This is a genomic window from Massilia sp. BKSP1R2A-1, from assembly GCF_050586525.1.
In the GTDB taxonomy this organism is placed as follows: domain Bacteria; phylum Pseudomonadota; class Gammaproteobacteria; order Burkholderiales; family Burkholderiaceae_D; genus Telluria.
This window is the reverse complement of record NZ_JBOBRE010000002.1, coordinates 163,461-184,690: the sequence shown is the minus strand read 5'-3', so window position 1 is coordinate 184,690 and position 21,230 is coordinate 163,461. Positions and strand designations below refer to the sequence as shown.

The 21,230-nt window shown below is 66.1% G+C and carries 22 protein-coding genes; 11 read left to right on the top strand and 11 right to left on the bottom strand.

The genetic code is table 11. The annotated features are described in order from the left end of the window. Nucleotides 1-151: 151 nt before the first annotated feature. The 3 genes from ACQ7JA_RS04110 (at nt 152) to ACQ7JA_RS04100 (ending at nt 3,889) form a co-directional block, all read left to right on the top strand. Nucleotides 152-1,831, top strand: coding sequence for a bifunctional metallophosphatase/5'-nucleotidase (locus tag ACQ7JA_RS04110; protein WP_430894788.1), 1,680 nt, complete (start codon nt 152-154; stop codon nt 1,829-1,831). 24 nt (nt 1,832-1,855) lie between these two features. Next, on the top strand, nt 1,856-2,917 hold the full coding sequence (locus ACQ7JA_RS04105) for a S1/P1 nuclease (protein ID WP_430894786.1): 1,062 nt from the start codon (nt 1,856-1,858) through the stop codon (nt 2,915-2,917). A gap of 111 nt (nt 2,918-3,028) precedes the next feature. Further along, on the top strand, nt 3,029-3,889 hold the full coding sequence (locus ACQ7JA_RS04100) for a MipA/OmpV family protein (RefSeq protein ID WP_430894784.1): 861 nt from the start codon (nt 3,029-3,031) through the stop codon (nt 3,887-3,889). Nucleotides 3,890-3,947: 58 nt separating this feature from the next. Here ACQ7JA_RS04100 and ACQ7JA_RS04095 read toward each other — a convergent pair whose 3' ends face one another. From ACQ7JA_RS04095 to ACQ7JA_RS04065, 7 genes are all read right to left on the bottom strand, one after another. Next, on the bottom strand, nt 3,948-4,295 hold the full coding sequence (locus ACQ7JA_RS04095) for a hypothetical protein (RefSeq protein ID WP_430894782.1): 348 nt from the start codon (nt 4,293-4,295) through the stop codon (nt 3,948-3,950). Between the two features lie 203 nt (nt 4,296-4,498). Next, nucleotides 4,499-5,464: an ABC transporter permease gene (locus ACQ7JA_RS04090; protein WP_430894780.1), complete on the bottom strand. Its 966-nt coding sequence runs from the start codon at nt 5,462-5,464 to the stop codon at nt 4,499-4,501. Between the two features lie 3 nt (nt 5,465-5,467). Beyond that, entirely contained in the window at nt 5,468-6,553 is a 1,086-nt protein-coding gene (locus ACQ7JA_RS04085) for an ABC transporter permease (RefSeq protein ID WP_430894778.1), read from the bottom strand. 1 nt (nt 6,554) lies between these two features. Next, nucleotides 6,555-8,084, bottom strand: coding sequence for an ABC transporter ATP-binding protein (locus ACQ7JA_RS04080; RefSeq protein WP_430894776.1), 1,530 nt, complete (start codon nt 8,082-8,084; stop codon nt 6,555-6,557). 128 nt (nt 8,085-8,212) lie between these two features. Next, nucleotides 8,213-9,214 (bottom strand): BMP family lipoprotein, encoded by a 1,002-nt coding sequence (locus tag ACQ7JA_RS04075; protein ID WP_430894774.1) that lies wholly within the window; start codon nt 9,212-9,214, stop codon nt 8,213-8,215. Between the two features lie 364 nt (nt 9,215-9,578). Beyond that, nucleotides 9,579-10,562, bottom strand: a complete 984-nt coding sequence (locus tag ACQ7JA_RS04070) for an alpha/beta hydrolase (protein WP_430894772.1) — start codon at nt 10,560-10,562, stop codon at nt 9,579-9,581. A gap of 226 nt (nt 10,563-10,788) precedes the next feature. Then, nucleotides 10,789-11,319 carry a DUF2231 domain-containing protein gene (locus tag ACQ7JA_RS04065; RefSeq protein WP_430894770.1) on the bottom strand — a complete coding sequence of 177 codons (531 nt, stop codon included), beginning with the start codon at nt 11,317-11,319 and terminating at the stop codon, nt 10,789-10,791. Nucleotides 11,320-11,441: 122 nt separating this feature from the next. On the opposite strand from ACQ7JA_RS04065, the gene ACQ7JA_RS04060 reads away from it, so the two are divergent. Genes ACQ7JA_RS04060 through pcp form a run of 4 tightly spaced genes read left to right on the top strand, consistent with a single transcriptional unit; the run spans nt 11,442 to nt 14,093 of the window. Then, on the top strand, nt 11,442-11,744 hold the full coding sequence (locus tag ACQ7JA_RS04060) for a YciI-like protein (protein ID WP_430894768.1): 303 nt from the start codon (nt 11,442-11,444) through the stop codon (nt 11,742-11,744). A 59-nt stretch (nt 11,745-11,803) separates the two neighbouring features. After that, a complete protein-coding gene (locus ACQ7JA_RS04055; RefSeq protein WP_430894766.1) occupies nt 11,804-12,496 on the top strand; it encodes a DUF969 domain-containing protein in 693 nt (230 codons plus the stop codon). Then, the gene (locus ACQ7JA_RS04050; protein ID WP_430894764.1) at nt 12,493-13,440 is read left to right on the top strand and encodes a DUF979 domain-containing protein; all 948 of its coding nucleotides are present in this window, start codon (nt 12,493-12,495) and stop codon (nt 13,438-13,440) included. The genes ACQ7JA_RS04055 and ACQ7JA_RS04050 overlap by 4 nt, the downstream gene beginning before the upstream one ends. After that, nucleotides 13,440-14,093: a pyroglutamyl-peptidase I gene (pcp, locus tag ACQ7JA_RS04045; protein WP_430894762.1), complete on the top strand. Its 654-nt coding sequence runs from the start codon at nt 13,440-13,442 to the stop codon at nt 14,091-14,093. Before ACQ7JA_RS04050 ends, pcp begins: the two co-directional genes overlap by 1 nt. Before the next feature lie 58 nt (nt 14,094-14,151). Here pcp and ACQ7JA_RS04040 read toward each other — a convergent pair whose 3' ends face one another. Then, nucleotides 14,152-14,562 (bottom strand): hypothetical protein, encoded by a 411-nt coding sequence (locus ACQ7JA_RS04040; RefSeq protein ID WP_430894760.1) that lies wholly within the window; start codon nt 14,560-14,562, stop codon nt 14,152-14,154. A gap of 192 nt (nt 14,563-14,754) precedes the next feature. On the opposite strand from ACQ7JA_RS04040, the gene ACQ7JA_RS04035 reads away from it, so the two are divergent. Beyond that, on the top strand, nt 14,755-14,964 hold the full coding sequence (locus ACQ7JA_RS04035; protein ID WP_430894758.1) for a hypothetical protein: 210 nt from the start codon (nt 14,755-14,757) through the stop codon (nt 14,962-14,964). Here ACQ7JA_RS04035 and ACQ7JA_RS04030 read toward each other — a convergent pair. From ACQ7JA_RS04030 to ACQ7JA_RS04020, 3 genes are read right to left on the bottom strand one after another with little or no spacing between them, the layout of a single operon-like run. Next, nucleotides 14,951-15,868: a LysR family transcriptional regulator gene (locus ACQ7JA_RS04030; protein ID WP_430894756.1), complete on the bottom strand. Its 918-nt coding sequence runs from the start codon at nt 15,866-15,868 to the stop codon at nt 14,951-14,953. The genes ACQ7JA_RS04035 and ACQ7JA_RS04030 overlap by 14 nt on opposite strands. A gap of 14 nt (nt 15,869-15,882) precedes the next feature. Continuing rightward, nucleotides 15,883-16,806 (bottom strand): pseudouridine-5'-phosphate glycosidase, encoded by a 924-nt coding sequence (locus ACQ7JA_RS04025; protein ID WP_430894754.1) that lies wholly within the window; start codon nt 16,804-16,806, stop codon nt 15,883-15,885. A 2-nt stretch (nt 16,807-16,808) separates the two neighbouring features. Then, the gene (locus ACQ7JA_RS04020) at nt 16,809-17,927 is read right to left on the bottom strand and encodes a carbohydrate kinase (RefSeq protein WP_430894752.1); all 1,119 of its coding nucleotides are present in this window, start codon (nt 17,925-17,927) and stop codon (nt 16,809-16,811) included. A gap of 283 nt (nt 17,928-18,210) precedes the next feature. Between ACQ7JA_RS04020 and xapA the strand changes: the two genes are divergently transcribed. Genes xapA through deoC form a run of 3 tightly spaced genes read left to right on the top strand, consistent with a single transcriptional unit; the run spans nt 18,211 to nt 21,215 of the window. Next, nucleotides 18,211-19,053: a xanthosine phosphorylase gene (xapA, locus tag ACQ7JA_RS04015; protein WP_430894750.1), complete on the top strand. Its 843-nt coding sequence runs from the start codon at nt 18,211-18,213 to the stop codon at nt 19,051-19,053. A gap of 15 nt (nt 19,054-19,068) precedes the next feature. Then, a complete protein-coding gene (locus ACQ7JA_RS04010) occupies nt 19,069-20,262 on the top strand; it encodes a phosphopentomutase (RefSeq protein ID WP_430894748.1) in 1,194 nt (397 codons plus the stop codon). Next, complete coding sequence (gene deoC, locus ACQ7JA_RS04005; RefSeq protein WP_430894746.1) at nt 20,259-21,215, top strand: deoxyribose-phosphate aldolase; 957 nt, start codon at nt 20,259-20,261, stop codon at nt 21,213-21,215. The genes ACQ7JA_RS04010 and deoC overlap by 4 nt, the downstream gene beginning before the upstream one ends. Nucleotides 21,216-21,230: the final 15 nt, after the last annotated feature.

Genomic DNA, 21,230 nt, shown 5'->3' with positions numbered 1-21,230 from the left:
ACACAAGACGGCCGGTGGCGACACCGGCCGTTTTTTTTATTGGGTGGAGGCCCTGGAACCGGCCCGCCGTAAAGATGGCGGGCGCCCGGGGCAGATGCCATAATGCGGACGGGCTGAACACGCCTCCCGTCCAGAAAACCGAGAACATTCCATGAACGTTTCCCTGCGCGCCCCGGCACGCCTTTCCTGCATCGCGCTGGCGCTCGTCCTCGCCGGCTGCGCGACTGCGCCGTCAAGCCCGGTGACCATCAACATCGTCGCCATCAACGACTTCCACGGCAACCTCGAACCGAGCCGCTATGTCCCGGTCAATGCCGAGGGCGGCAAGGAGAAGGCGATCCGCGCCGGCGGCATCGAAGCTGTCGCGGCCGCGCTGCAGGCCTGGCGCAAGGAAGACAAGGACCTGATCTTCGTCTCCGCCGGCGACCTGGTCGGCGCCAGCCCGGCGATGTCCTCGCTATGGGCCGACGAGCCGACCATCGAGGCCATGAACATGCTCGACCTGCGCGTCTCCGCGGTCGGCAACCACGAATTCGACGCCGGCCGCAAGGAACTGCTGCGCCAGCAGCACGGCGGCTGCGATTCGCCGCGCCCGGCCAAGGCCTGCCAGATGGCCAAGGATTATCGCGGCGCGAAGTTCACCTACCTGGCCGGCAACGTGATCGACAGCGCCACCGGCAAGCCTTTCATCCCCGCCTACCGCATCGAGACGGTCAAGGGCATCAAGGTCGGCCTGGTCGGCGTGGTGCTGCAGGACACCCGCTCGGTGGTCATGGCCTCCGGCATCGCGGGCCTGAGCTTCGAGGATGAAGCGCAGGCGATCAACCGCGCCATTCCCCAGATGCGCAAGGACGGCGCCGACGTGATCGTGGCCCTGGTGCACCAGGGCGGCACCACCAGGGATCACCCGCTGCAGGCCGGCTGCAGCAATCTGGAGGGCCCGATCGTCGACGTCGTGAAGAAGCTCGACCCGGCCGTTCGCCTCGTCATCTCGGGCCACACCCACCAGGGCTACCTGTGCACGGTCGACGGCCGCACCGTGACCCAGGGCGCCTCCTATGGCCACCTCGCCACCCGCGTGGCCATGACGGTGCAGAAGGGCGCCGGCGTGCCCGCCGGGATCAAGGTCGAGAACGTCCTCATGCAGGCCGGCGACTATCCGGCGGACGAGAAGATGGTGGCCTTCGTTTCGAAGGTGAAGGAAAGCAGCCGCGCGGCCTTGATGCGCCCCGTGGCGCGCCTGGCTGCCGCGCCGGTGCTGCGCAAGCAGAACGAGGCCGGCGAAGCGCCGCTCGGCAACCTGATCGCGGACGCCGTGCTGGCCGCCACCCGCAACGTCGGCGCGCGCATCGGTTTCATGAACGAAGGCGGCATCCGCAAGGACCTCGAAGCGGGCGAGAACAATGTGGCGGCCTTCGGCCAGGCCCAGGCCGTGCTGCCCTTCGGGAATACCCTGGTGGTGATGGATCTCACCGGCGCGCAGATCCGCCGCATCCTGGAAAACCAGTGGAAAGAGGGATCGTCGGGTGGCTCGATGCTGCAGGTCTCGAAGGGCTTCAGCTACCGCTGGAATGAAACGAAGCCGGTCGGCAGCCGCGTGTTGGGCATGGCCCTGGATGGCCAGCCGATCGAGGACGCCAAGACTTACCGCGTCGTCGCGAACAACTTCCTGGCCGAGGGCGGCGACAACTTCCCCGACTTCGCCAAGGGGACCAATCGCCTCGAGACGGGCCTCCTCGACCTCGACGCCTTCACCGACTACCTGCGCGCCAGCGAAGGGCAGGGCGCGTCCCTGGCCCCGGAAGCGGCGCGCATCATCAAGGTTCAATAAACGTTGTTCACATCAGGAAATCACATGAAAAAACTGGCATGCGTGCTCGCGCTGACGAGCGCCTTCGCATCGTTCGACGCCGCGGCCTGGGGCCGTGACGGTCACAAGGCGGTCGGCGCCATCGCCGACAAGCTGCTCAAGGGCAGCAATGCGCAGAAGCAGATCCAGGCCTTGCTGCTGCCGGGAGAAACGCTCGAATCGATCGCCAACTGGGCCGACTGCGTCAAGGGCAGCTACTGCGGCCCGCAGACCCAGGAGATGGTCGACTACGTCAGCGGCAACCCGAAGCACAGCGAATACCACTACACCGACGTGCCGTTTCAGCTAGAAAAGTATCACGACCATGGCGTCGGCACGGCGGACGTGGACATCGTCCAGACGCTGAGGCAGTGCATCGCCGTCCTGCAAGGGAAAACCGACCCGGCGCTGAACCCGCACAAGTTCACCAAGCGCCAGGCGCTGATCCTCCTGACCCACTTCGCCGGCGACATCCACCAGCCCCTGCACGTGGGCGCGGCCTTCGTGTCGAAGGACGGCAAGTTCGTGGTGCCGAAGACCCATGCGGAAGTCGACGAGACCGCGATCTTCGACTCGCGCGGCGGCAACAACCTGCTGCTGGACGACGCCAAGGTGTCCGCGCTGGCCGACGGCCTGATCGGCCCGGGCGAACCGGTTCCGGTGCGCGAAGGCACGCCGAAGGCGCTCACGAAACCCTTCCATTCCTACTGGGACAGCACCACGGTGGATTACGCCTTCCGCCGCATCCAGACCAGGACCCCGGCGCAGTTCGCGGAAGTCGCCATCGCCGGCAACCCGCAGGTGAGCAAGGCATCGGGCGATCCGATCACCTGGCCATACCAGTGGGCGGACGACGCCCTGATCGCGGCCAAGCTGGCCTACGCCGACGTGGTGCCGGGCAAGCTGACCCAGCAGACCAGCAAGAAGGGCGACACCTACTACACCTTCTCGCTGGAAGTGCCGCAGAACTATCCTGTGCCGAGCTCGGCAGTCGCCAAGACCCAGCTGATCAAGGGCGGCTACAACCTGGCGGCCATCCTGCAGGCGATCTTCCCGGACAAGGCCTGAGTCGCCCGGCCTCGATGACGTCATCCCCGCTTCGGCGGGGTTTTCATTTGCGCGTCGCCGCTGCGGTCTTGGCATAGAATCGCGTTCACCTGAACCGATCAAGAAAAGCCCATGACCACGCTCATCAAGGCCGCCTGCGCCGCCTGCCTCCTCGCATCCACCTTCGCCCACGCGCAAAGCAATCCCGAAGCCAATCTCCCGCTATGGGAATTCGGCCTCGGCGCCGCCGGACTCTCGACACCGTCCTACCCCGGCGCGGACGAACGCGAGAACCGTGTGCTGGTCTTCCCGAACATCGTCTACCGCGGCAAGATCCTGCGCGCCGACCGTTCCGGCATCAATGCCCGCCTGTTCAGCTCCGACCGGGCGGAATTCGACATCGGCTTCGCCGGGGCCTTGCCCTCGGATTCGGATGACGTCGACGAGCGCGCCGGCATGCCGGACCTGGGACCGCTACTGGAATTCGGCCCGCGCCTGAAGCTGCGCCTGGCGGACCTGGGCAACAACCGCCGCATCCGCGCCGAGCTGCCGCTGCGCGCCGTGATCGAAGCGAAGAGCGGCCTGCATGCGCGCGGCACTACCTTCGAGCCGCGCCTGGCCTACGAAATGGCGGGAGAGCGCGGCGTGTGGACGCTGGAAACGAACCTGTCGGTGGTGCTGGGCGACCGCCGCATCAACCGCCATTTCTACGAAGTGGCGCCGCGGTATGCGACCGCGACCCGCGCGGCCTATACGGCGGAGTCGGGCCTGATCGCGACGCGCCTGGGCCTGTTCGGCTCGCGCCGCATCAACGAGGACGTGCGGCTGTTCGGCTACGTGCGGTACGAGAGTTTCAAGGGAGCGGCGAACCGCGACAGCCCGCTGCATGTGAAGGACAGCGCGGTATCGGGTGGGGTGGGTGTGATGTGGACCTTCAAGCGTTCCGCACGCCGGGCCAACGGAGGGGAAACCGTCGACCCGGCGCTGATGTAAGCCGGGGGTTACCCGGCAGGACGGTGCATTTGCAGCTTACTTGCCGCTTACTTGCCACTTACTTGCCGCTGTCCTTGCTGTCCTTGTGCGTCGACTTCTTGTCCTTCTTGGCCGGCTTGGTGTCGGTCTTGTCGACGGCGCTGGCCGGGGTTGCCGGGGTGGCCGGGGTTGCTGCGGTTGCCGGGGACGCCGCGGTTGCCGACGTGGCGCCGGTGCCGCCGCTGGTGGCCGAGGTGTCGGGGGCTGGCGCCGTGGTGTCGGTTACAGGCGGCACCGGGCTGGTCGGGGTTGCCGAAGTGGCCGGGGTTGCTGGCGTTGCCGGCGTAGCAGGCGTTGCCGGGGTGGTGGTCTGAGCGAATGCCGAAGCGGCGGACAGGGCGAGGATCAGGGTAGCAATCTGCTTCATGGGATGAATCCTTTCTGGTCAGTTTCTGGCGTACGTTATCGTGTCACCTGACTCTTCAACGAGGGGGCGTCGATGCCTGTTGACCGTCATTACAAACGCTTACGGTCGTCACATTTGCTCACAAATTGTGCAATAGTAGGTGGCTTGGAGCAAAAAAAATGGCCTGCAGAAATGCAGGCCGTTTGATTTCCACTTGGGAATGATCAGCGCGACTTTACGAAGGGCTTGCCCAGCGCTTTCGGCGCCACCGACTTGGCCATCAGACCCGCCAGCACGACCACGGTCACCACATACGGAATCATCTGGATCAGCGAGCCCGGGATGCGGCCCACGACCGGCAGGTCCACGCCTTCGATCTGGATCTGCACCGCCTGGAAGAAGGCGAACATCAGGCAGCCCAGCACGGTGTGCACCGGACGCCAGTTGCCGAAGACCAGGGCGGTCAGCGCGAGGTAGCCGGCGCCGGCCGACATATCGCGCAGGAAGAAGCCGCTCTGGACGACCGACAGGTAGGCGCCCGAGAAGGAGCACAGCACGCCGGCGATCAGCATGGCGGCGTAGCGGGTGCGCTGCACCGACACGCCGGCCGCGTCGGCCGCATGCGGGTTCTCGCCGCAGGCGCGCAGGCGCAGGCCGAAGCGGCTGTGGAACAGGACCCAGTGCACGACCGGCAGCAGCAGGAAGGCGAGGTAGACCAGCACCGAGTGGCCGCCGATCAGGTGGCCGTAGAGCCAGCCGATGAAGGGGATGTCCGCGACCGCCGCGGTGCCCGGCAGGACCACATCCAGCAGGCGCGCTTCGCCCAGGTCCGGCGTGCGGCCGCCCTGCTGGAAGAAGTACTGCGCCACCACGAAGGTCAGGCCGCTCATGGCGATGTTGATCGCGATGCCCGCGACCAGCTGGTTGCCCTTCTGGGTGATCGACACGAAGGCCTGCACCAGGGCCAGGGCCACGGACACGAGGATGCCGGCGGCGATGCCGATCCACGGGTCCTGATAGGTGTAGGCGACGCCGGCCGACACGAAGGCCGAGGCAAGGATCTTGCCCTCGAGGCCGATGTCGACCACGCCGCTGCGTTCCGCGAACAGGCCGGCCATGGCCGCGAAGATCAGCACAGGGGCATTGCGGATGGTGGAGACGATGATGCTGGCGAACTGGAAGTCTTCCATGGCTTAGCCCTTACGAGTTGCGTTGATCAGTTTGAGGACTGCCGGCGCATACATGTTTTCCATGGCGCCGCAGAACAGGATGATCAGGCCCTGGATGAAAATGAAGGTCTCCTGCGGGATGTTCGGTTTTTCCAGCGACAGGTCGAAGCCGCCCTGGATCAGCGCGCCGAACAGCACCGCGGACAGGAAGATGCCCACCGGGTTCTGGCGGCCCATCAGCGCGATCGCGATGCCGATGAAGCCGGCGCCGGCCGGGAAGTTCAGGCTCAGGTAGTGGGTCGAACCCATGATCGAGTTGACGGCGGCCAGGCCCGCGAGCGCGCCCGAGATCAGCATGGCGACGACGATCATGCGGCTGATGCGCACGCCGGCGTAGTGGGCCGCGTGCTGGTTCAGGCCGGTGGCCTGCAGCTTGTAGCCCCAGGAGGAGCGCGACATCACGACCCCGTAGACCACCAGCGCGACAATCGCGAACAGGAAGGAGATGTTGAGCGGGGTGTCGCCCAGGGCGGGGAACCAGTCCACCAGGCGCGGCATCGCGGCCGCTTCGCTGAAGGTACGGCTGGCCGGATTCTGGTCGCCTTCGGGAATCAGGAAGCCGACGATCAGCCAGTTCATCAGGTTCGCGGCGATGAAGTTGAACATGATGGTCGTGACCACCACGTGGCTGCCGCGCTTGGCCTGCAGGTAGCCGGGCAGGAAGGCCCAGCCGGCGCCGAAGACGGCGCTGGCCACCATCGCGAGCGGAATCAGGAGCCAGGGCGAGAGCGTCGCATCGAATGACAGCATGGCCAGGGTCAGGCCCAGGCCGCCGAGGTACATCTGGCCTTCGGCGCCGATGTTGAACAGGCCCGCCTTCATGGCCACCGAGACCGCAAGGCCGGTGAAGATGAAGGTCGAGGCGTAGAATAGCGTGTAGCTCAGGCCTTCCGGATTGATGACGGCGCTGTTGATCAGGATCTGCAGCGATTCCACCGGGCTTTCGCCCAGCAGGTGGATGACGAGCGCCGCGACCAGCAGCGCGGACAGCAGGTTCAGGATCGGCAGGACGAAGCCCGAGGCCCAGCGTGGGAGTTCAGTCGTTTTCATATCAGTGCTTGTGCATTCCGCCCATCAGCAGGCCGATGCGGGTGGTGTCGAATTCGTCGATGTTCAGTTCACCGGTGACGCGGCCGCTCGAGACGACCACGATGCGGTCGGCCAGGGCGCGCACTTCTTCCAGCTCGGTCGACACCAGCAGGATGGCCACGCCTTCGTCGCGCAGGCGCAGCAGCTGGGTGTGGATGCTCTCGATGGTGCCGATGTCGACGCCGCGGGTCGGCTGGCCGACCAGCATGAGTTTCGGTGCGGCCGACACTTCGCGCGCGATCACGACCTTCTGCTGGTTGCCGCCCGAGAGCAGCCCGATGCGCAGGTCCGGATTCTTGGGGCGCACGTCGAAGGCCTCGAGCAGGTGGGCGCAGCGGTCGGCGATGGCCTTGAAGTCGAACAGGCCGGCCTTGTTCTTCACCCTGTCCTGGTAGCCGAACACGGTGTTCTGCATCACCGAGAAATCCTTGATGACGCCGTCGCGCAGGCGGTCTTCCGGCACGTGGCCGATGCCGAGCTCGCGGAATTCGGCGGGCAGGCCGTCGGCATTCGAGCGGCGTGCATAGGGGAGTTCCTTGCCGAGGAATTCGACACGGCCGGAAGAGGGCAGGCGCATGCCCGACAGGATTTCCATCAGCTCGCTCTGGCCATTGCCCGACACGCCCGCAATGGCGACGATCTCGCCGGCACGCACCGTGAGGTCGATGTCGGACAGGAGCTTGACGCCCTGCTTGTCCTGCAGCTGCAGGCCGGAGACACTCAGGACCGGCGCGCCCGGATTGAAGGGCTTGCGCGGCAGGTTGCCTTCGATCGGGCGGCCGACCATCATGTTCGCCAGCTGCTCTTTCGAGGTGTCTTTGGTGGCAACGGCGCCGGCCACGCGGCCCGCGCGCATCACGGTCACCTGGTCGGTGATCTCCATGATCTCGCCCAGCTTGTGGGTGATCAGGATGATGGTCTTGCCCTGTTCCTTGAACAGCCGCAGGATCTCGAACAGCGAGGCGGTTTCCTGGGCGGTGAGGACGGCGGTCGGCTCGTCCAGGATCAGGATCTCGGCGCTGCGGTAGATCTGCTTGAGGATCTCGACGCGCTGCTGGGCGCCCACCGACAGGTCGTGGATGGTGGCCAGCGGGTCGACGTCGAGGCGGTATTTGGCGCAGATCTCGCGCAGCCTGCTTTCCGTTTCCTTGCGCTTGGCAGCCAGCTTGAATCCGCCTTCGGTGCCGAGCATGACGTTGTCGAGCACGGTCATGTTCTCGACCAGCATGAAGTGCTGGTGCACCATGCCGATGCCCATGGAAATCGCCTCGAGCGAGGTGCGGATCTGGCGCTCCTCCCCATTGATCAGGAGCTGGCCGCTGTCGGCATTGTAGTAGCCGTAGAGGATGCTCATGAGGGTGGACTTGCCCGCGCCATTCTCGCCGATCACACCGTGGATCGAGCCTTTGGCGATCGAGAAGCTGACGTCAGCGTTCGCCTGCACGGCCCCGAAGGCCTTGCTAATGTTGCGAAATTCTACGGCTGGCTGCATTGCGATCAGTATTAGTAGGTGGGTCACGCGCATCATCGATGCGCAGTAAAAATGCTATCGGCTGTATTCAAAAGCGCGCCGGACCGGAATGAACCGGCGCGGCGCGCTTCGGAATGGGGATAGGTGAATCAGACCGGGCAGCTGCTCGCGGCGCGGTAGTCGATGACCTTGATCTTGCCGTTGATGATGTCGGTGCGCACGGAATTCACGCGCTTCTCGATCTCCGGCGTGACGACCTTGCGGTTGTCCTTGTCCAGGACCCAGTCCACGCCGCCTTCCTTCAGGCCCTTATAGGTGACGCCACCCTTCCAGGTGCCGTTCTTCATGGCCATGAAGGAATCGTAGACGGCGACGTCCACGCGCTTGACCATCGAGGTCAGCATGGTGCCCGGGTGCAGGTAGTTCTGGTTCGAGTCGACGCCGATCGCCAGCTTGCCCTTTTCCTTGGCCATCTGCAGCGTGCCCATGCCGCTGCCGCCGGCCACGGCGAAGACCACGTCGACGCCGCGGTCGAACTGCGCGCGCGCCAGCTCACCGCCCTTGGCCGGGTCGTTCCAGGCCGCGGCGGTGGTGCCGACCATGTTCTGGATGATTTCCGACTTCGGATACTGGGCCTTGGCGCCTTGGGCGTAGCCGCAGGCGAAGGCGCGGATCAGGGGGATGTCCATGCCGCCGACGAAGCCGAGCTTCTTCGACTTGGAGGCCATGGCGGCGGCGACGCCGACCAGGTAGGAGCCTTCCTGTTCCTTGAACATCACCGAGTTGATGTTGTTACCCTGCGCGATGCTGTCGATCAGCACGAAGCGCACGTTCGGGAATTCCTTCGCGACCTTCTGAACTGCCTGGGTCTGCGAGAAACCGATGGCGGCGATCAGGTCCAGCTTCTTGCGGGCGAGGCCGCGCATGACCTGTTCGGCCTGGGTGTCGCTGCTGGCTTGCGCTTCGAAGACCTTGATGCCGGTCTCTTTCGAGAAGCGCTGCAGGCCCTCGAAGGCCGACTGGTTGAACGATTTGTCGAACTTGCCGCCCGCATCGTAGACCATGCCGAGCTTGGGCGCGGCAGGGGCCGCAGCGGCGCTGCCGGCGACGACGAGCGCCGCGATGGTCATGCTGAGTTGCTTAAGTTTCATGAATGAGGCTCCTGGAATTTCGATATTGTACCCGCCGCAAGCCTGAGCCTGGAACGGGCAGCGCAAGCTGCATCGTCCACGCACGAGGGAGCTGGACAATGCTTGGCGCATTGTGTCAGCCGCACGCCGTGCGTGGGGTGTCGATTTGTAACGCGGTGTTGATTCTCTCGGACAGCGCACGATGCATGTCGCTCGCCAACAACATCGGCGGCGGGCGAATCAGGCCGCGTTACTGCGCAAAGAGACGTTCCGGACCTGCGCAGCGCAACCTGTCAAATATGCATCAAGCGACATATTGATGACAAATACGATTTTACTTGGCAATTTATTCCAAGGAAATATAACTGCTGACAATTTTCAGCAATTATTTTGCAATAGCGGCCATTGTGTCGGCTGCGGCGGGCGCCGCGGCCGTCTTGACACCCGCATCATGCGCGGGGGCGGGGCCGACTTCCGGGCCGACTTCCGCCTGCAGGGCCGGCGCGTCGACCAGCGGCAGTTGCGGAGTCGCCGCCGGCTTCTTGAACTGCTTGGTGAGGAAGCTGGCGATCAGCGCCTGGGTCGCTTCCAGGTAGGGGATGTTCATGTGGTCCGAGCCCGGCACCGTGTCGTCGCCGACCAGGGTGGCGAGCTTGCCCACCAGTTGGTCGGTGTGCGAATGCGGCACCACGTCGTCCTCGAGCGCGCGCAGCACATAGGTCGGTGCCTTGAGCGAAGGCGCGTACTTGATCGACTCGAAGCGGTGGCGCAGCATGTACTCGATCGGCATCACGCGGAAGCGCCGCTTGGCGATCGCCAGGATGGAATCGTAGGGCGTGATCAGCACCACCGAGTGTACCGGACGTTCCTTGGCCACCTGCACGGCGACGCCGGAACCGAGGCTGCGGCCGACCACGGCGATGCGCGCGGCATCGACCTGGCCGAGGGCGGCGAGCCAGTCGAACAGGTGGCAGCCGTCGTCGATCATGTGGATCTCGGCCGGCACGCCGTGCGACTGGCCGTAGCCGCGGTAGTTCATGGCCAGCACCGTCATGCCGGGGAAGAGCTTGCCGGCGTCGCGCGCGACCCAGGACACTTCCTCGGAGCGGCCGCCGAAATACATGACGGCGGGACGGGGACCGGGCACCAGGGGCGTGAGCAGCCAGCCGGAGAGGCGGGTGCCATCCTTGGCGCGCAGGACGATGGGGCGGGTGCGGTGCCCGCTGCTGCGCGGGCTTTCGACTTCGGGCTTGATGCAGGGGTTGAACACGAGGCGGCGCTGGTTGGCCGCGACGGCGGCCGTCAGGGTGAGCCACAAGAAGCTTGCGAAACCCGTGATCCCCGCCGCCATTTTTTTGGATGTGTCCATGATGCCAGTCTACCCCTGGCGCTCAGCTTTGTTCTGTGCGGCACTTCGCTAAGTGGACAGGAAGACGAAAACATGGTGATTCAGTTGCTTTGTCGCAACAGTTGAGGCTGTTGTAGGGTGGGCAGATTCTGCCCACGCGTTCAAACCACGTCGCCCGGCCCGCTCCGTGGCGTCAAACCGTTCGTTGAACGGCGTGGGCGGAGGACCGCCCACCCAGCCAAATCATTCACTGCGGCGGGTGCAGGGTCGTCGCCGGCCCGGCCGCCACGTACTGCTCGACGTCCAGCGCCGTGTGGTCGATGCGCACGTCCTGCTGCGCGTTCTCCGCGCCCATTCCGGCCTGGGCGTGCTGGCCATCGCTCATGCGCATGCCGAACCAGCTCGAGGCCAGGGTGCCGGCGGCGGCGATGGCCGACAGGGCGAGCGAGCCGCCGCTGTCGTGGCGGCCTTCGCGGCGCAGGATCAGGTTGGCCGCGCCGGCCAGCATGGCGGCGCCGGTGAGGGCGGCGTGCAGCTGGCCGTCGTGCTTCGTGTCGCCCTGCGGCTTCCCGGCGGCGTAGTCGACGGCGCCGGCCACGCTGGCCACCAGGCCGCCGGCGATGCCGCCGGCCATGCTCAGGTAGGACGCCTTGGCATAGTCGTCGTCGCCGGTGGCGCTGTGCAGGGCGTCGAGGATGAAGCCGAAGGGAATGAGGACGGCGGGTGCGGCCATCAGGATCGCGTGCAGCGAATGGCCGGCGACGGTGGTCTTTTGCATGGCAATTCTCCTGGCAAGGGTGAGCTGGTCGGCACGAGTGTGACATAGGGCCGAAGAGGGAAACGCACGCTTGCGCGCCATCGGTTACCATCGACGTTCGCGCCATCCGACCGGAGACCTTCGTGCACTACCTGCTCATGTATGACCTCGCCCCCGACTACCTGGAGCGCCGCGGCGAATTCCGCGACGAACACCTGAAACTGGCCTGGGAGGCGCAGGAGCGCGGAGAGCTGGTGATCGCCGGCGCCCTGGTGGAGCCGAGCGACCACGCGGTCCTGATGTTCAGCTGCGACACGCCCGAACCGGTGCAGCTGTTCGCCGCCAAAGACCCCTACGTCACCCACGGCTTGGTGCGCGCCTTCCACGTGCGCCAGTGGAACACGGTGGTGGGCGAGGGCGCCTTCAATCCGGTGCGTCCGGGCTGAGCCGTACGTGATGAACTTGAAGTAGACTGCTCCGGCTTCCAATCCGAGCCGGAGAGTTCATGCAATCTGCCGTCAATCTGTGGCCGCTGCTGGGTGTGGCGGTCGTCGTCCTTGGTTTCCTCCTGCGTGTCAATCCGGTGCTGGTGGTGGTCGCGGCCTGCGGCGTCACCGGCCTGGCCGCCGCCATGCCCGTGGTCGCGATCCTCGAGTCGCTCGGCACGGCGTTTGTCAAGACCCGCAACCTGCCGCTGATCCTGCTGCTGCCCCTGGCCGCCATCGGCCTGCTGGAGCGCTTCGGCCTGCGCGAGCGCGCGCAGACGGCGATCGCGAAAGTACGCTCGGCGACCGCGGGACGCCTCCTGATCGTCTACCTGTTCGCCCGCGAGACCTCGGCCGCCGCGGGCCTGACCAGCCTGGGCGGCCAGGCCTCGATGGTGCGCCCGCTGGTCGCGCCGATGGCCGAAGCCGCGGCCGAGGCCCAGCACGGCAGCCTGCCCGAGAAGCTGCGCCACCGCATCCGCGCCATGTCCGCGGCCACCGACAACGTCGGCCTGTTCTTCGGCGAAGACATCTTTGTCGCTTTCGGGGCCATCGTGCTGATGCAGACCATCCTGCAGGCCGAGGGCATCGCCGTGAATCCGCTGCACATGGCGCTGTGGGGTATCCCGACGGCGGTCTGCGCCTTCATCATCCATGCGTGGAACCTGCGGCGTCTCGACGCGCACATCCTGCGCGAGGTGAACAAGGCATGATCACCCTCGACCATTTCTACCTGCTGGTCGGCCTGCTGTTCGCTTTCGTGGCCGTGATGAACCTGCTTGATGCGAGCAATCCACGCCGTTTCACGTCCGCGCTGTTCTGGGGCCTGTATGCGCTGCTTTACCTGGCGGGCGAACGGATGCCGCCGGCCTTCGCGGGCGCGCTGATGATCGGGATGGCGCTGGTGGCCGGCTTCAAGGGCGTCGCCGCCGGCAAGCCGCGCGTGCCGCCGGAAGCGGAGCGCCGCGCCGCTAGCGAGCGCCTCGGCAACCGTCTCTTCCTCCCCGCGCTGCTGCTGCCGCTCGTGACCATGCTGGGCGCCACCGTGTTCAAGGATGTCCGGCTGGGCGGCCTGCCGCTGCTGGACGACAAGCACCTGACCCTGGTGAGCCTGGGCTGCGCCTCCGTGGTGGCGGCGGCTTGCTGGCTGACCCGCTCGACACCGCTTGCCAGCATGCGCGAGGCGCGCCGCCTGGTCGATGCGATGAGCTGGGCCGTGGTGCTGCCGCACATGCTGGCGGTGCTCGGCCTGCTGTTCACCGAGGCCGGCGTGGGCAAGGCCGTGGCCCACGTGACGACGTCCTACATCAATATGGATTCGCGCTTCATCGCGGTGCTGGTCTTCTGCGCCGGCATGGCGCTGTTCACCATCGTGATGGGCAACGGCTTCGCCGCCTTCCCGGTGATGGCGGGCGGCGTCGGGATCCCGGTGCTGGTGGGGGGCTATGGGGCGAATCCCGCCGTGATGGCGGCGATCGGCATGTTCAGCGCCTATTGCGGTACATTGATGACGCCGATGGCGGCCAACTTCAATATCGTGCCGGCCGCGCTGCTCGATCTGCCGGACAAGAACGCGGTGATCCGCGCCCAGATTCCGACTGCGCTGCCGCTGCTGGGCGCTAACGTGTTCCTGCTCTACTTTTTGATGAACCAGTGATGATCAAGACCGTTTTACTGACCGGCTTCGAGCCCTTCAACGGGGCCGCCATCAATCCCGCCTGGGAGGCCGTCCGTGCCCTGGAAGGCTGGAGCGGCGAGGATTTCCGTGTCGAGGTGCGCCAGCTGCCCTGCGTGTTCGGGGAAGCCAACAGGGCGCTGGCCGGCATGGTCGACGCCCTGCACCCCGACGTGGTCATTGCCGTCGGCCAGGCCGGCGGCCGGGCGGAAATCTCGGTCGAGCGGGTGGCGATCAATGTGGACGACGCCTCCATCCTCGACAATGCGGGCCGGCAGCCGGTGGACCGGCCCATCCACGACGGCGGACCGGCGGCCTATTTCACGACCTTGCCGATCAAGGCCATGGTGGCGGCGATGCGGGAACGGGGATTGCGGGCGGGCGTGTCGCAGACGGCGGGCACCTTCGTGTGCAACCACGTGTTCTACGGCCTGATGCACCACGCGGCCGCGAGCGGGCGCAAGGTGAAGGCCGGTTTCATCCACGTGCCGTACTTGCCCGAACAGGCCGAGGGCAGGGCGGATGCGCCGCCCTCGATGGCGCTGGAAGAGATTGTCGCGGGGATCCGGATCGCGGTCGAGCTGGCGGTGCGCGTGGAGCGCGACGAGGCGCACGCAGGCGGCGCGACACACTAGGTGTGCGCGGCGCCCGCGTGGCGGTGGGACAGGCGGGGCAAGACCCCGCTTCAGGCGATTAACGCTTCTCTTGCAGCTTCTCGCCAGCGCGCTCCAGGGCGGCGCCGGTCTTGTCGCCGATCTTGTCCGATGCGGCGCGGACTTCAGCAGCGGCTTCCTTCGATTCCTGCTTGATCTCGGCGCCGGCTTCGCGCATGTTCTGGCCGGCCTTGTCGGCGGCCTGCTCGATGTTCTCGCCTGCGCGATCGGCAGCGGCGTCGACGCGTGCGGCGGCGTTTTCGGTCGCGTTTTCCACGTTCTGCGCGGCTTCGCGGGTTTCCTGGGCGGCGTTGGCAGCTGCTGCGTCGACGGCGGCGCCGGCTTCCTGGGCAGGGCCCATGTTCGGATTGTCGTCGGCTTTCTTGCAGCCGGTGGCCATCACGGCAACGGCCAGCATCAGGGCGGAGAGGGTAGCGGTGGTTTTCATCATGTGCTCCTTGTTAAGGTGGGTCTGGTTATTCATGTTTTGACAAGAGTTTGCCCCAACTCATGCATGAGAACGGTGCGCGAAGTAACGCAGAATAAAGAAAAAGTGTGTCTTGTATGAGGTTAAATCGACACACTTCTATCGATTAATCTTTCCAAAGACCTGTTGAAGTGGCAACAATGTTACGATTGCCATATGGACCGACGAAACGACTACAAGACTGCCTTGCTCATCGATGCCGCCATCCACGAGGCGGCCAGCGAAGGGCGCCCGCGCGCTGCGACCGAGCTGGCGCGCATCGGCGTGCCGCTGGAAGTGACCATGCGGGTGCTGACCCGCCCGGAAGAGCGCCGCCACCAGATCGCCTCGCTCAGCACGGTGGCGGTGGAGATCAAGCGGCAGTAGGCGCCGCCGCGTCCGGGAACAGGATGTTCAGGAAGGCGCGCACCACCGGCGCGTCGTCCAGCAGCGGATAGCTGATGTACAGGTTGGCCGAGGGCGGATTGGTCTTCACCGGCAGGAAGCGCACGCCGGGCCAGCCGATGCGGCTGGTGGTCTCGGGCAGCAGGGCCACGCCCAGGCCGGCGCCGACCATGGCGAGCAGGGTCTGGGGCTCGGCCGCTTCCTGGAAGATGGTCGGCTGGAAGCCTGCGTTCACGCAGCACTGGATCAGGTAGCGCGGCTCGGCCGACTGGTCCAGGTGCAGGGTCAGCATCGGCTCGTTCGCGATGTCGATCAGTTCGATGGACGCCTCGCGGGCCAGCGGGTGTTTCTCGCTGATCGCCACGCACACGTTCTCGCGGAAGCACAGGTCCTGGCGCATGTTCGCCTGCTTCAGCACGTCCGCCTCGATCTTCGGCTCGCGCCAGAAGCCGACGTCGATCTGGCGCGCGCGCAGCGCTTCCCACTGGTCGTTGGGGCCCAGTTCGTGGATGGTCCAGGTGACGCGCGGGTACTGGCTCTGGAACTGCTCCAGCAGGCCCGGGATCGGTCCCCACATCGCGGAGCCGACGATGCCCACCCGCAGGCGTCCCACTTCGCCGCGGTCGATCTGGCGGATGGTGTCGATCGTCATGCGCATCTTGGCCAGCAGCTCGGCCGCCTCCACCATCAGCGCCTTGCCGGCCACCGTCAGCTCGAAGCTGCGGGTGGTGCGCGTGAACAGGCGCACTCCGAGTTCGCTTTCCAGCTTCATGATCTGCTGGCTCAGCGGCGGTTGCGAGATGTGCAGGCGCTCGGCCGCGCGCGAGAAGCTTTTTTCTTCCGCCACCGCGAGGAAGTAGCGCAGCTGTTTCAGGTCGATCGACATGGCGCTGTGCGGGTTCAGGCGTTGAGGGCCACGGCCAGGCGTGCGCCGACCAGGGCGTTGTGCTTGACCAGGGCGATATTGGTCGCCAGGCTGCGGCCCCCGGTCAGTTCCTTGATGCGGGCCAGCAGGAAGGGCGTGACCGCCTTGCCTTTCACGCCCTGGGCATCCGCTTCGCCCAGCGCCCGCCGGATGATGGCGTCGATCTCTTCGGCCGGCATCGCGGATTGCTCCGGTACCGGATTGCTGACCACCACGCCGCCCTGCAGGCCCAGCTGCCACTTGGTGCGGATGAAGGAAGCCTGTTCTTCGGGCGTGTCGAGCTGGAAGTCGGCCTTGAAGCCCGATTCGCGCGTGAAGAAGGCGGGGAAGCCCGGCTGGCCGACGCTCAGCACCGGCACGCCATGGGTTTCCAGGTATTCGAGGGTGAGGCCGATGTCGAGGATGGACTTCACGCCGGCGCAGACCACGGCCACGCTGGTGTGCGCGAGTTCCTGCAGGTCGGCCGAGATGTCGAAGCTGGTCTCGGCGCCGCGGTGCACGCCGCCGATGCCGCCGGTAACGAAGACCTCGATGCCGGCCAGCCCGGCGCAGATCATGGTGGCGGCGACCGTCGTGGCGCCCAGTTTGCCCCGGCTGCCCGTATGCGTGGAGAGCACATAGGCCAGGTCGCGGCGGCTGACCTTCATCGCGTCCGGGGAAGAACCCAGCAGTTCCAGCTGATCCTCGGAGAGCCCCACGCAGATCTTGCCGCCAATGATGGCGATGGTGGCCGGCACCGCGCCGGCGTCGCGGATGATCTGCTCGACTTCGCGCGCGGTCTGCACGTTCTGCGGGTAGGGCATGCCGTGCGAGATGATGGTCGATTCCAGCGCCACGACAGGCTTGCCGCTAGCGCGCGCTGCGGCCACTTCGGGCGAGAACAGGAGGAAGGATTGCATGCTTAGTCCAATACGGTTTCGTTGAATTGATTCACGGGCCCGTCGAGCAGGCCGGGTTCGATGTCGAGGCAGACGGTCTGCGCGCAGGCCACCGTCATGGCGGACAGCTGCAGGCCGCGGCGGCAGGCCACGCCCAGGTCGAGTTCGCCCGCGTGCAGCGACCAGCACACGGCGGCGGCGAAGGCGTCGCCGGCGCCGGTGACGTCGACCACGGCGGCACGCGGCGCCCCCAGGCTTTGCAGGCCGGCGGGACTGGTATACAGCACGCCGACGGCGCCGCGCGTGACGATGAGGTCCTGCACGCCCTGGCGCTGCACCTCGGCGCAGGCGGCGGCGATCGCGTCCAGGCTGCCGAGCGGACGGCCGACGCGCACGCCGAGTTCACCCTCGTTCAGGATCAGGAGGCGCAGGCCGGGGAGTTGCGCGGGCAGGCGCGCCATCTTCGGTTCCGACACCGCCACCAGCACCAGCGGAATGCCTTCTCTGGCCGAATCCTCGACCAGGGCGGCGACCGTTTCGAGCGGGAGGTTCAGGTCGGCCACCACCAGGGCCGCGCCCAGGCGCTGCTGCTGGCGGCTGGCGATGAAGCCCGGCGTCAGGTGTTCGTTGCAGGCCATGTCGGCCAGCGCCACCACCATCTCGCCGTCGCGGTCTAGCACCGCCGTGTAGGTGCCGCTGCCGACGCTGTCCAGGTGCAGGGTGCCGCGGGTGTCGATGCCGGCATCCTCCGCATGGGCGAGCAGGGCGCGGCCCGAGGCGTCCATCCCGACCGCCGTGATCAGGGCGGCCGGCGCCCCCAGGCGGGCCAGGTTCTCCGCGATATTGCGGGCCACGCCGCCGAACGATTCGCTTTGCGTGGCCGGATTCGAGGTGGCGAGGGCCAGCTTGTCGAGCGTGCGCAGCTTGCGGTCCAGCACGGCCGCGCCGATGCACAGGATGGGCCGGCGGTCCGGCAGCACATAGGCGCGCCCCAGGATGCGGCGTTCGCGCACCAAGGTGGCGATGTAGTTGGCCACGGCCGAGCGTGAGAGGCCCAGCTGGCTTGCCAGGTCCTGCTGTGCAATGAAGGGATTCGCGCGGATCAGTTCATACAGCTGTTCTTTTTTGGGCTGCTCGCTCACCGTCGTTCCCGGGTTATAAACAAGTGTTTGCCGATACTAGACAAATGTCTCGATGGAGTCAATCACACTAGGGCGGACGCCAACGATACACCGATTGATTTATTTTTTAAACCAATAAATCGACAAGAAAAATGGTATTTGCCATACATATCGCCCCTCATGCATAGTTATAATATTCAGGCTCATATGTGCCGTTGGCAGCTGCTCATCAAGCAATACACAGCAGCAAGATCGGTGCCAGCCCCTCCTCATCTCTCCCGTACTGCACACCACAAGGACAATCATGTTCAGCAACACTCCATTCGAAGCAGCAGAAGTCATCAAGGCGCGCAAGCCCGGTTTCGCGCCGCGCGTCGCCCTCATCCTGGGTTCCGGCCTGGGCGTGCTGGCCGAGCAGATGACTGACGCGGTCTCGATCAGCTATGCCGACCTGCCGGGCTTCCCGATCAGCACCGTGCACGGCCATGCGGGCGAGCTGGTGCTGGGCACCCTGGCGGGCGTGCCGGTGGTGTGCATGAAGGGCCGCGGCCACTTCTACGAAGGCTATGGCGCCAGCGTGATGACCTCCGCCGTGCGCACCTTCAAGCTGATCGGCTGCGAACTGCTGTTCGTGACCAATGCGGCCGGCTCGCTGCGTCCTGAAGTCGACGCGGGCAGCGTCGTGGTCCTGAACGACCACATCAACCTGCTGCCGGGCAGCCCGATGGCCGGCCCGAACGACGAGCGCTTCGGCCCGCGCTTCTTCAGCATGGCCAACGCCTACGATGCCGACATCCGCGCCCTGATCAAGGAAACCGCGGCCGCCAAGGGCATCACCCTGAACGAAGGCGTGTACCTGGCCTGCCCGGGCCCGAACTTCGAGACCGCCGCCGAAATCCGCGCCTTCAAGGCGCTGGGCGCCGACGTGGTCGGCATGTCGGTGGTGCCGGAAGTGATCGCCGCGCGCCACTGCGGCCTGAAGGTCGCCGGCGTCTCGGCGATCACCAACCTCGCGGAAGGCCTGACCCCCTTCCCGCTGTCGCACGAGCAGACCCTGAAGTACGCGGCCGTCGCCGCCAAGGACCTGGTCACCCTGATCCATTCCTTCATCGAGCGCCTGGGCGCGATCCCGCGCACCGAGGCTTAACAAGAGGAGCATCCGATGTCACGCGCATTCATCCTCCTGCTGGACTCCTTCGGCCTGGGCGCGCTGCCCGACGCCGACAAATACGGCGATGCGGGCGCCAACACCTTCGGCCACATCGCCGAGTGGGCCGCGCAAGAGGGCAAGCCGATGTCGCTGCCCAACCTCGAACGCCTGGGCCTGGCCGCCGCCGCGCACAAGGCGAGCGGCGAGTGGGCGCCCGGCTTCGGCCTGCGCGACGGCTTCACGGGCGCCTGGGGCGTCGCACGCGAGCAGTCGACCGGCAAGGACACGCAGAGCGGCCACTGGGAGATCGCCGGCGTGCCGGTGCTGTTCGACTGGGGCTACTTCCCGAAGACCGTGCCGTCCTTCCCGAAAGAGCTGACCGACAAGCTGCAGGAGCTGACGGGCGTGCCGGGCTGGCTGGGCAACTGCCACGCCTCGGGCACCACCATCATCGACGAGCTGGGCGACGAACACGTCGCGAGCGGCAAACCGATCCTCTACACCTCGGCCGACTCGGTGCTGCAGATCGCCGCGCACGAAGAGCACTTCGGCCTGGAGCGCCTGTACGCCGTCTGCGAAGCGGCCTATGAACTGGTCAAGCCCTACAACATCGGCCGCGTGATCGCGCGTCCCTTCCTGGGCGAGAACGGCAAGTACAAGAGGACGAGCAACCGCCACGACTACGCCGTGCCGCCCACCAGCCCGACCCTGCTGGACCACGTCAAGAATGAAGGCGGCGAAGTCATCGCCTTGGGGAAGATCAGCGATATTTTCGCGGCCCAGGGCGTGACCCAGCTGATCAAGGGGCCGGACAATATGGCCCTGTTCGACCGCCTGGTCGAAGTGGCCGATACCGCACCAATGAAGTCGCTCACGTTTGTCAACTTCGTCGACTTCGACATGCACTTCGGCCATCGCCGCGACGTCGCCGGCTACGCGAACGCGCTGCACGAGCTGGACGCGCGCCTGCCGGAATTCATGGGCAAACTCAAGGACGGCGACCTGGTCGTCATCACCGCCGACCACGGCTGCGACCCGACCGCACCGGGCTCGGACCACACCCGCGAGCACATCCCGATGATCTTCTTCGGCCCGAACGTCGCCGCGCAGGAACTGCCGACCGCCTCCACCTTCTCCGACATCGGCGCCACGCTCGCCAAGCACCTTGGCGTCAAACCACTTTCGAACGGAACCGCACTGCTATGACCCAGCCCCTGGATTTCAAACGTAACACCGCCGTCGGCCTCGACCTCGGCCTGGTCAAGCACGTCAAGGTGAACCGCAACGCGGCCGACCGCCGCGCCGCCAGCCTGGCGAACCGCCGCACCGTCAAGAAGGAATACCAGGCCGCCTGGCTGATCCGCGCCGTCGAGTGCATGGACCTGACCACCCTGGGCGGCGACGACACCCCGGGCCGCGTCGAGCGCCTGTGCATGAAGGCCATGCGCCCGCTGCGCGCGGACCTGATGGAGGCACTGGGCCTGGAATCGCTCACCACCGGCGCCGTCTGCGTCTACCACGAGATGATCGGGCCGGCCGTGAAGGTCCTGCAGGGCCGCCTGCCGATCGCCGCCGTGTCGACCGCCTTCCCGGCCGGCCTGTCGAGCCTGGAGACCAAGCTGCGCGAGATCGAGCTGTCGGTGGCCGCCGGCGCGACCGAGATCGACATCGTGATCACCCGCCAGCACGTCCTGACCGGCAACTGGCAGGCCCTGTACGACGAAATGGTCGCCTACCGCCAGGCCTGCGGCGACGCGCACGTGAAGGCGATCCTCGCCACCGGCGACATCGTCACCCTGGACAACGTGGCCAAGGCCTCGATGGTCTGCATGATGGCCGGCGCCGATTTCATCAAGACCTCGACCGGCAAGGAAGGCGTCAACGCAACGATTCCCGTGTCGCTGGTGATGGTCCGCGCGATCCGCGATTACTACGAGCAGACCGGCTTCCAGGTCGGCTACAAGCCGGCCGGTGGCGTGTCCACCGCCAAGGCCGCGCTGCAGTACCTGACCGTCATGAAGGAAGAACTCGGCAACGATTGGCTGCAACCGCACCTGTTCCGCATCGGCGCCTCGAGCCTGATGACCGACATCGAACGCCAGCTCGAGCACTACGTGACCGGCAACTACTCGGCCGCCCATCGCCACGCGCAACCATAAACAGTAACGGATTCG

Bases quoted from the DNA above. Each gene is read 5' to 3' on its own strand.
- ACQ7JA_RS04110 (WP_430894788.1), top strand. From the start codon at position 152: ATGAACGTTTCCCTGCGCGCCCCGGCACGCCTTTCCTGCATCGCGCTG.
- ACQ7JA_RS04105 (WP_430894786.1), top strand. From the start codon at position 1,856: ATGAAAAAACTGGCATGCGTGCTCGCGCTGACGAGCGCCTTCGCATCG.
- ACQ7JA_RS04100 (WP_430894784.1), top strand. From the start codon at position 3,029: ATGACCACGCTCATCAAGGCCGCCTGCGCCGCCTGCCTCCTCGCATCC.
- ACQ7JA_RS04095 (WP_430894782.1), bottom strand. From the start codon at position 4,295: ATGAAGCAGATTGCTACCCTGATCCTCGCCCTGTCCGCCGCTTCGGCA.
- ACQ7JA_RS04090 (WP_430894780.1), bottom strand. From the start codon at position 5,464: ATGGAAGACTTCCAGTTCGCCAGCATCATCGTCTCCACCATCCGCAAT.
- ACQ7JA_RS04085 (WP_430894778.1), bottom strand. From the start codon at position 6,553: ATGAAAACGACTGAACTCCCACGCTGGGCCTCGGGCTTCGTCCTGCCG.
- ACQ7JA_RS04080 (WP_430894776.1), bottom strand. From the start codon at position 8,084: ATGCAGCCAGCCGTAGAATTTCGCAACATTAGCAAGGCCTTCGGGGCC.
- ACQ7JA_RS04075 (WP_430894774.1), bottom strand. From the start codon at position 9,214: ATGAAACTTAAGCAACTCAGCATGACCATCGCGGCGCTCGTCGTCGCC.
- ACQ7JA_RS04070 (WP_430894772.1), bottom strand. From the start codon at position 10,562: ATGGACACATCCAAAAAAATGGCGGCGGGGATCACGGGTTTCGCAAGC.
- ACQ7JA_RS04065 (WP_430894770.1), bottom strand. From the start codon at position 11,319: ATGCAAAAGACCACCGTCGCCGGCCATTCGCTGCACGCGATCCTGATG.
- ACQ7JA_RS04055 (WP_430894766.1), top strand. From the start codon at position 11,804: ATGCAATCTGCCGTCAATCTGTGGCCGCTGCTGGGTGTGGCGGTCGTC.
- ACQ7JA_RS04050 (WP_430894764.1), top strand. From the start codon at position 12,493: ATGATCACCCTCGACCATTTCTACCTGCTGGTCGGCCTGCTGTTCGCT.
- pcp (WP_430894762.1), top strand. From the start codon at position 13,440: ATGATCAAGACCGTTTTACTGACCGGCTTCGAGCCCTTCAACGGGGCC.
- ACQ7JA_RS04040 (WP_430894760.1), bottom strand. From the start codon at position 14,562: ATGATGAAAACCACCGCTACCCTCTCCGCCCTGATGCTGGCCGTTGCC.
- ACQ7JA_RS04035 (WP_430894758.1), top strand. From the start codon at position 14,755: ATGGACCGACGAAACGACTACAAGACTGCCTTGCTCATCGATGCCGCC.
- ACQ7JA_RS04030 (WP_430894756.1), bottom strand. From the start codon at position 15,868: ATGTCGATCGACCTGAAACAGCTGCGCTACTTCCTCGCGGTGGCGGAA.
- ACQ7JA_RS04025 (WP_430894754.1), bottom strand. From the start codon at position 16,806: ATGCAATCCTTCCTCCTGTTCTCGCCCGAAGTGGCCGCAGCGCGCGCT.
- xapA (WP_430894750.1), top strand. From the start codon at position 18,211: ATGTTCAGCAACACTCCATTCGAAGCAGCAGAAGTCATCAAGGCGCGC.
- ACQ7JA_RS04010 (WP_430894748.1), top strand. From the start codon at position 19,069: ATGTCACGCGCATTCATCCTCCTGCTGGACTCCTTCGGCCTGGGCGCG.
- deoC (WP_430894746.1), top strand. From the start codon at position 20,259: ATGACCCAGCCCCTGGATTTCAAACGTAACACCGCCGTCGGCCTCGAC.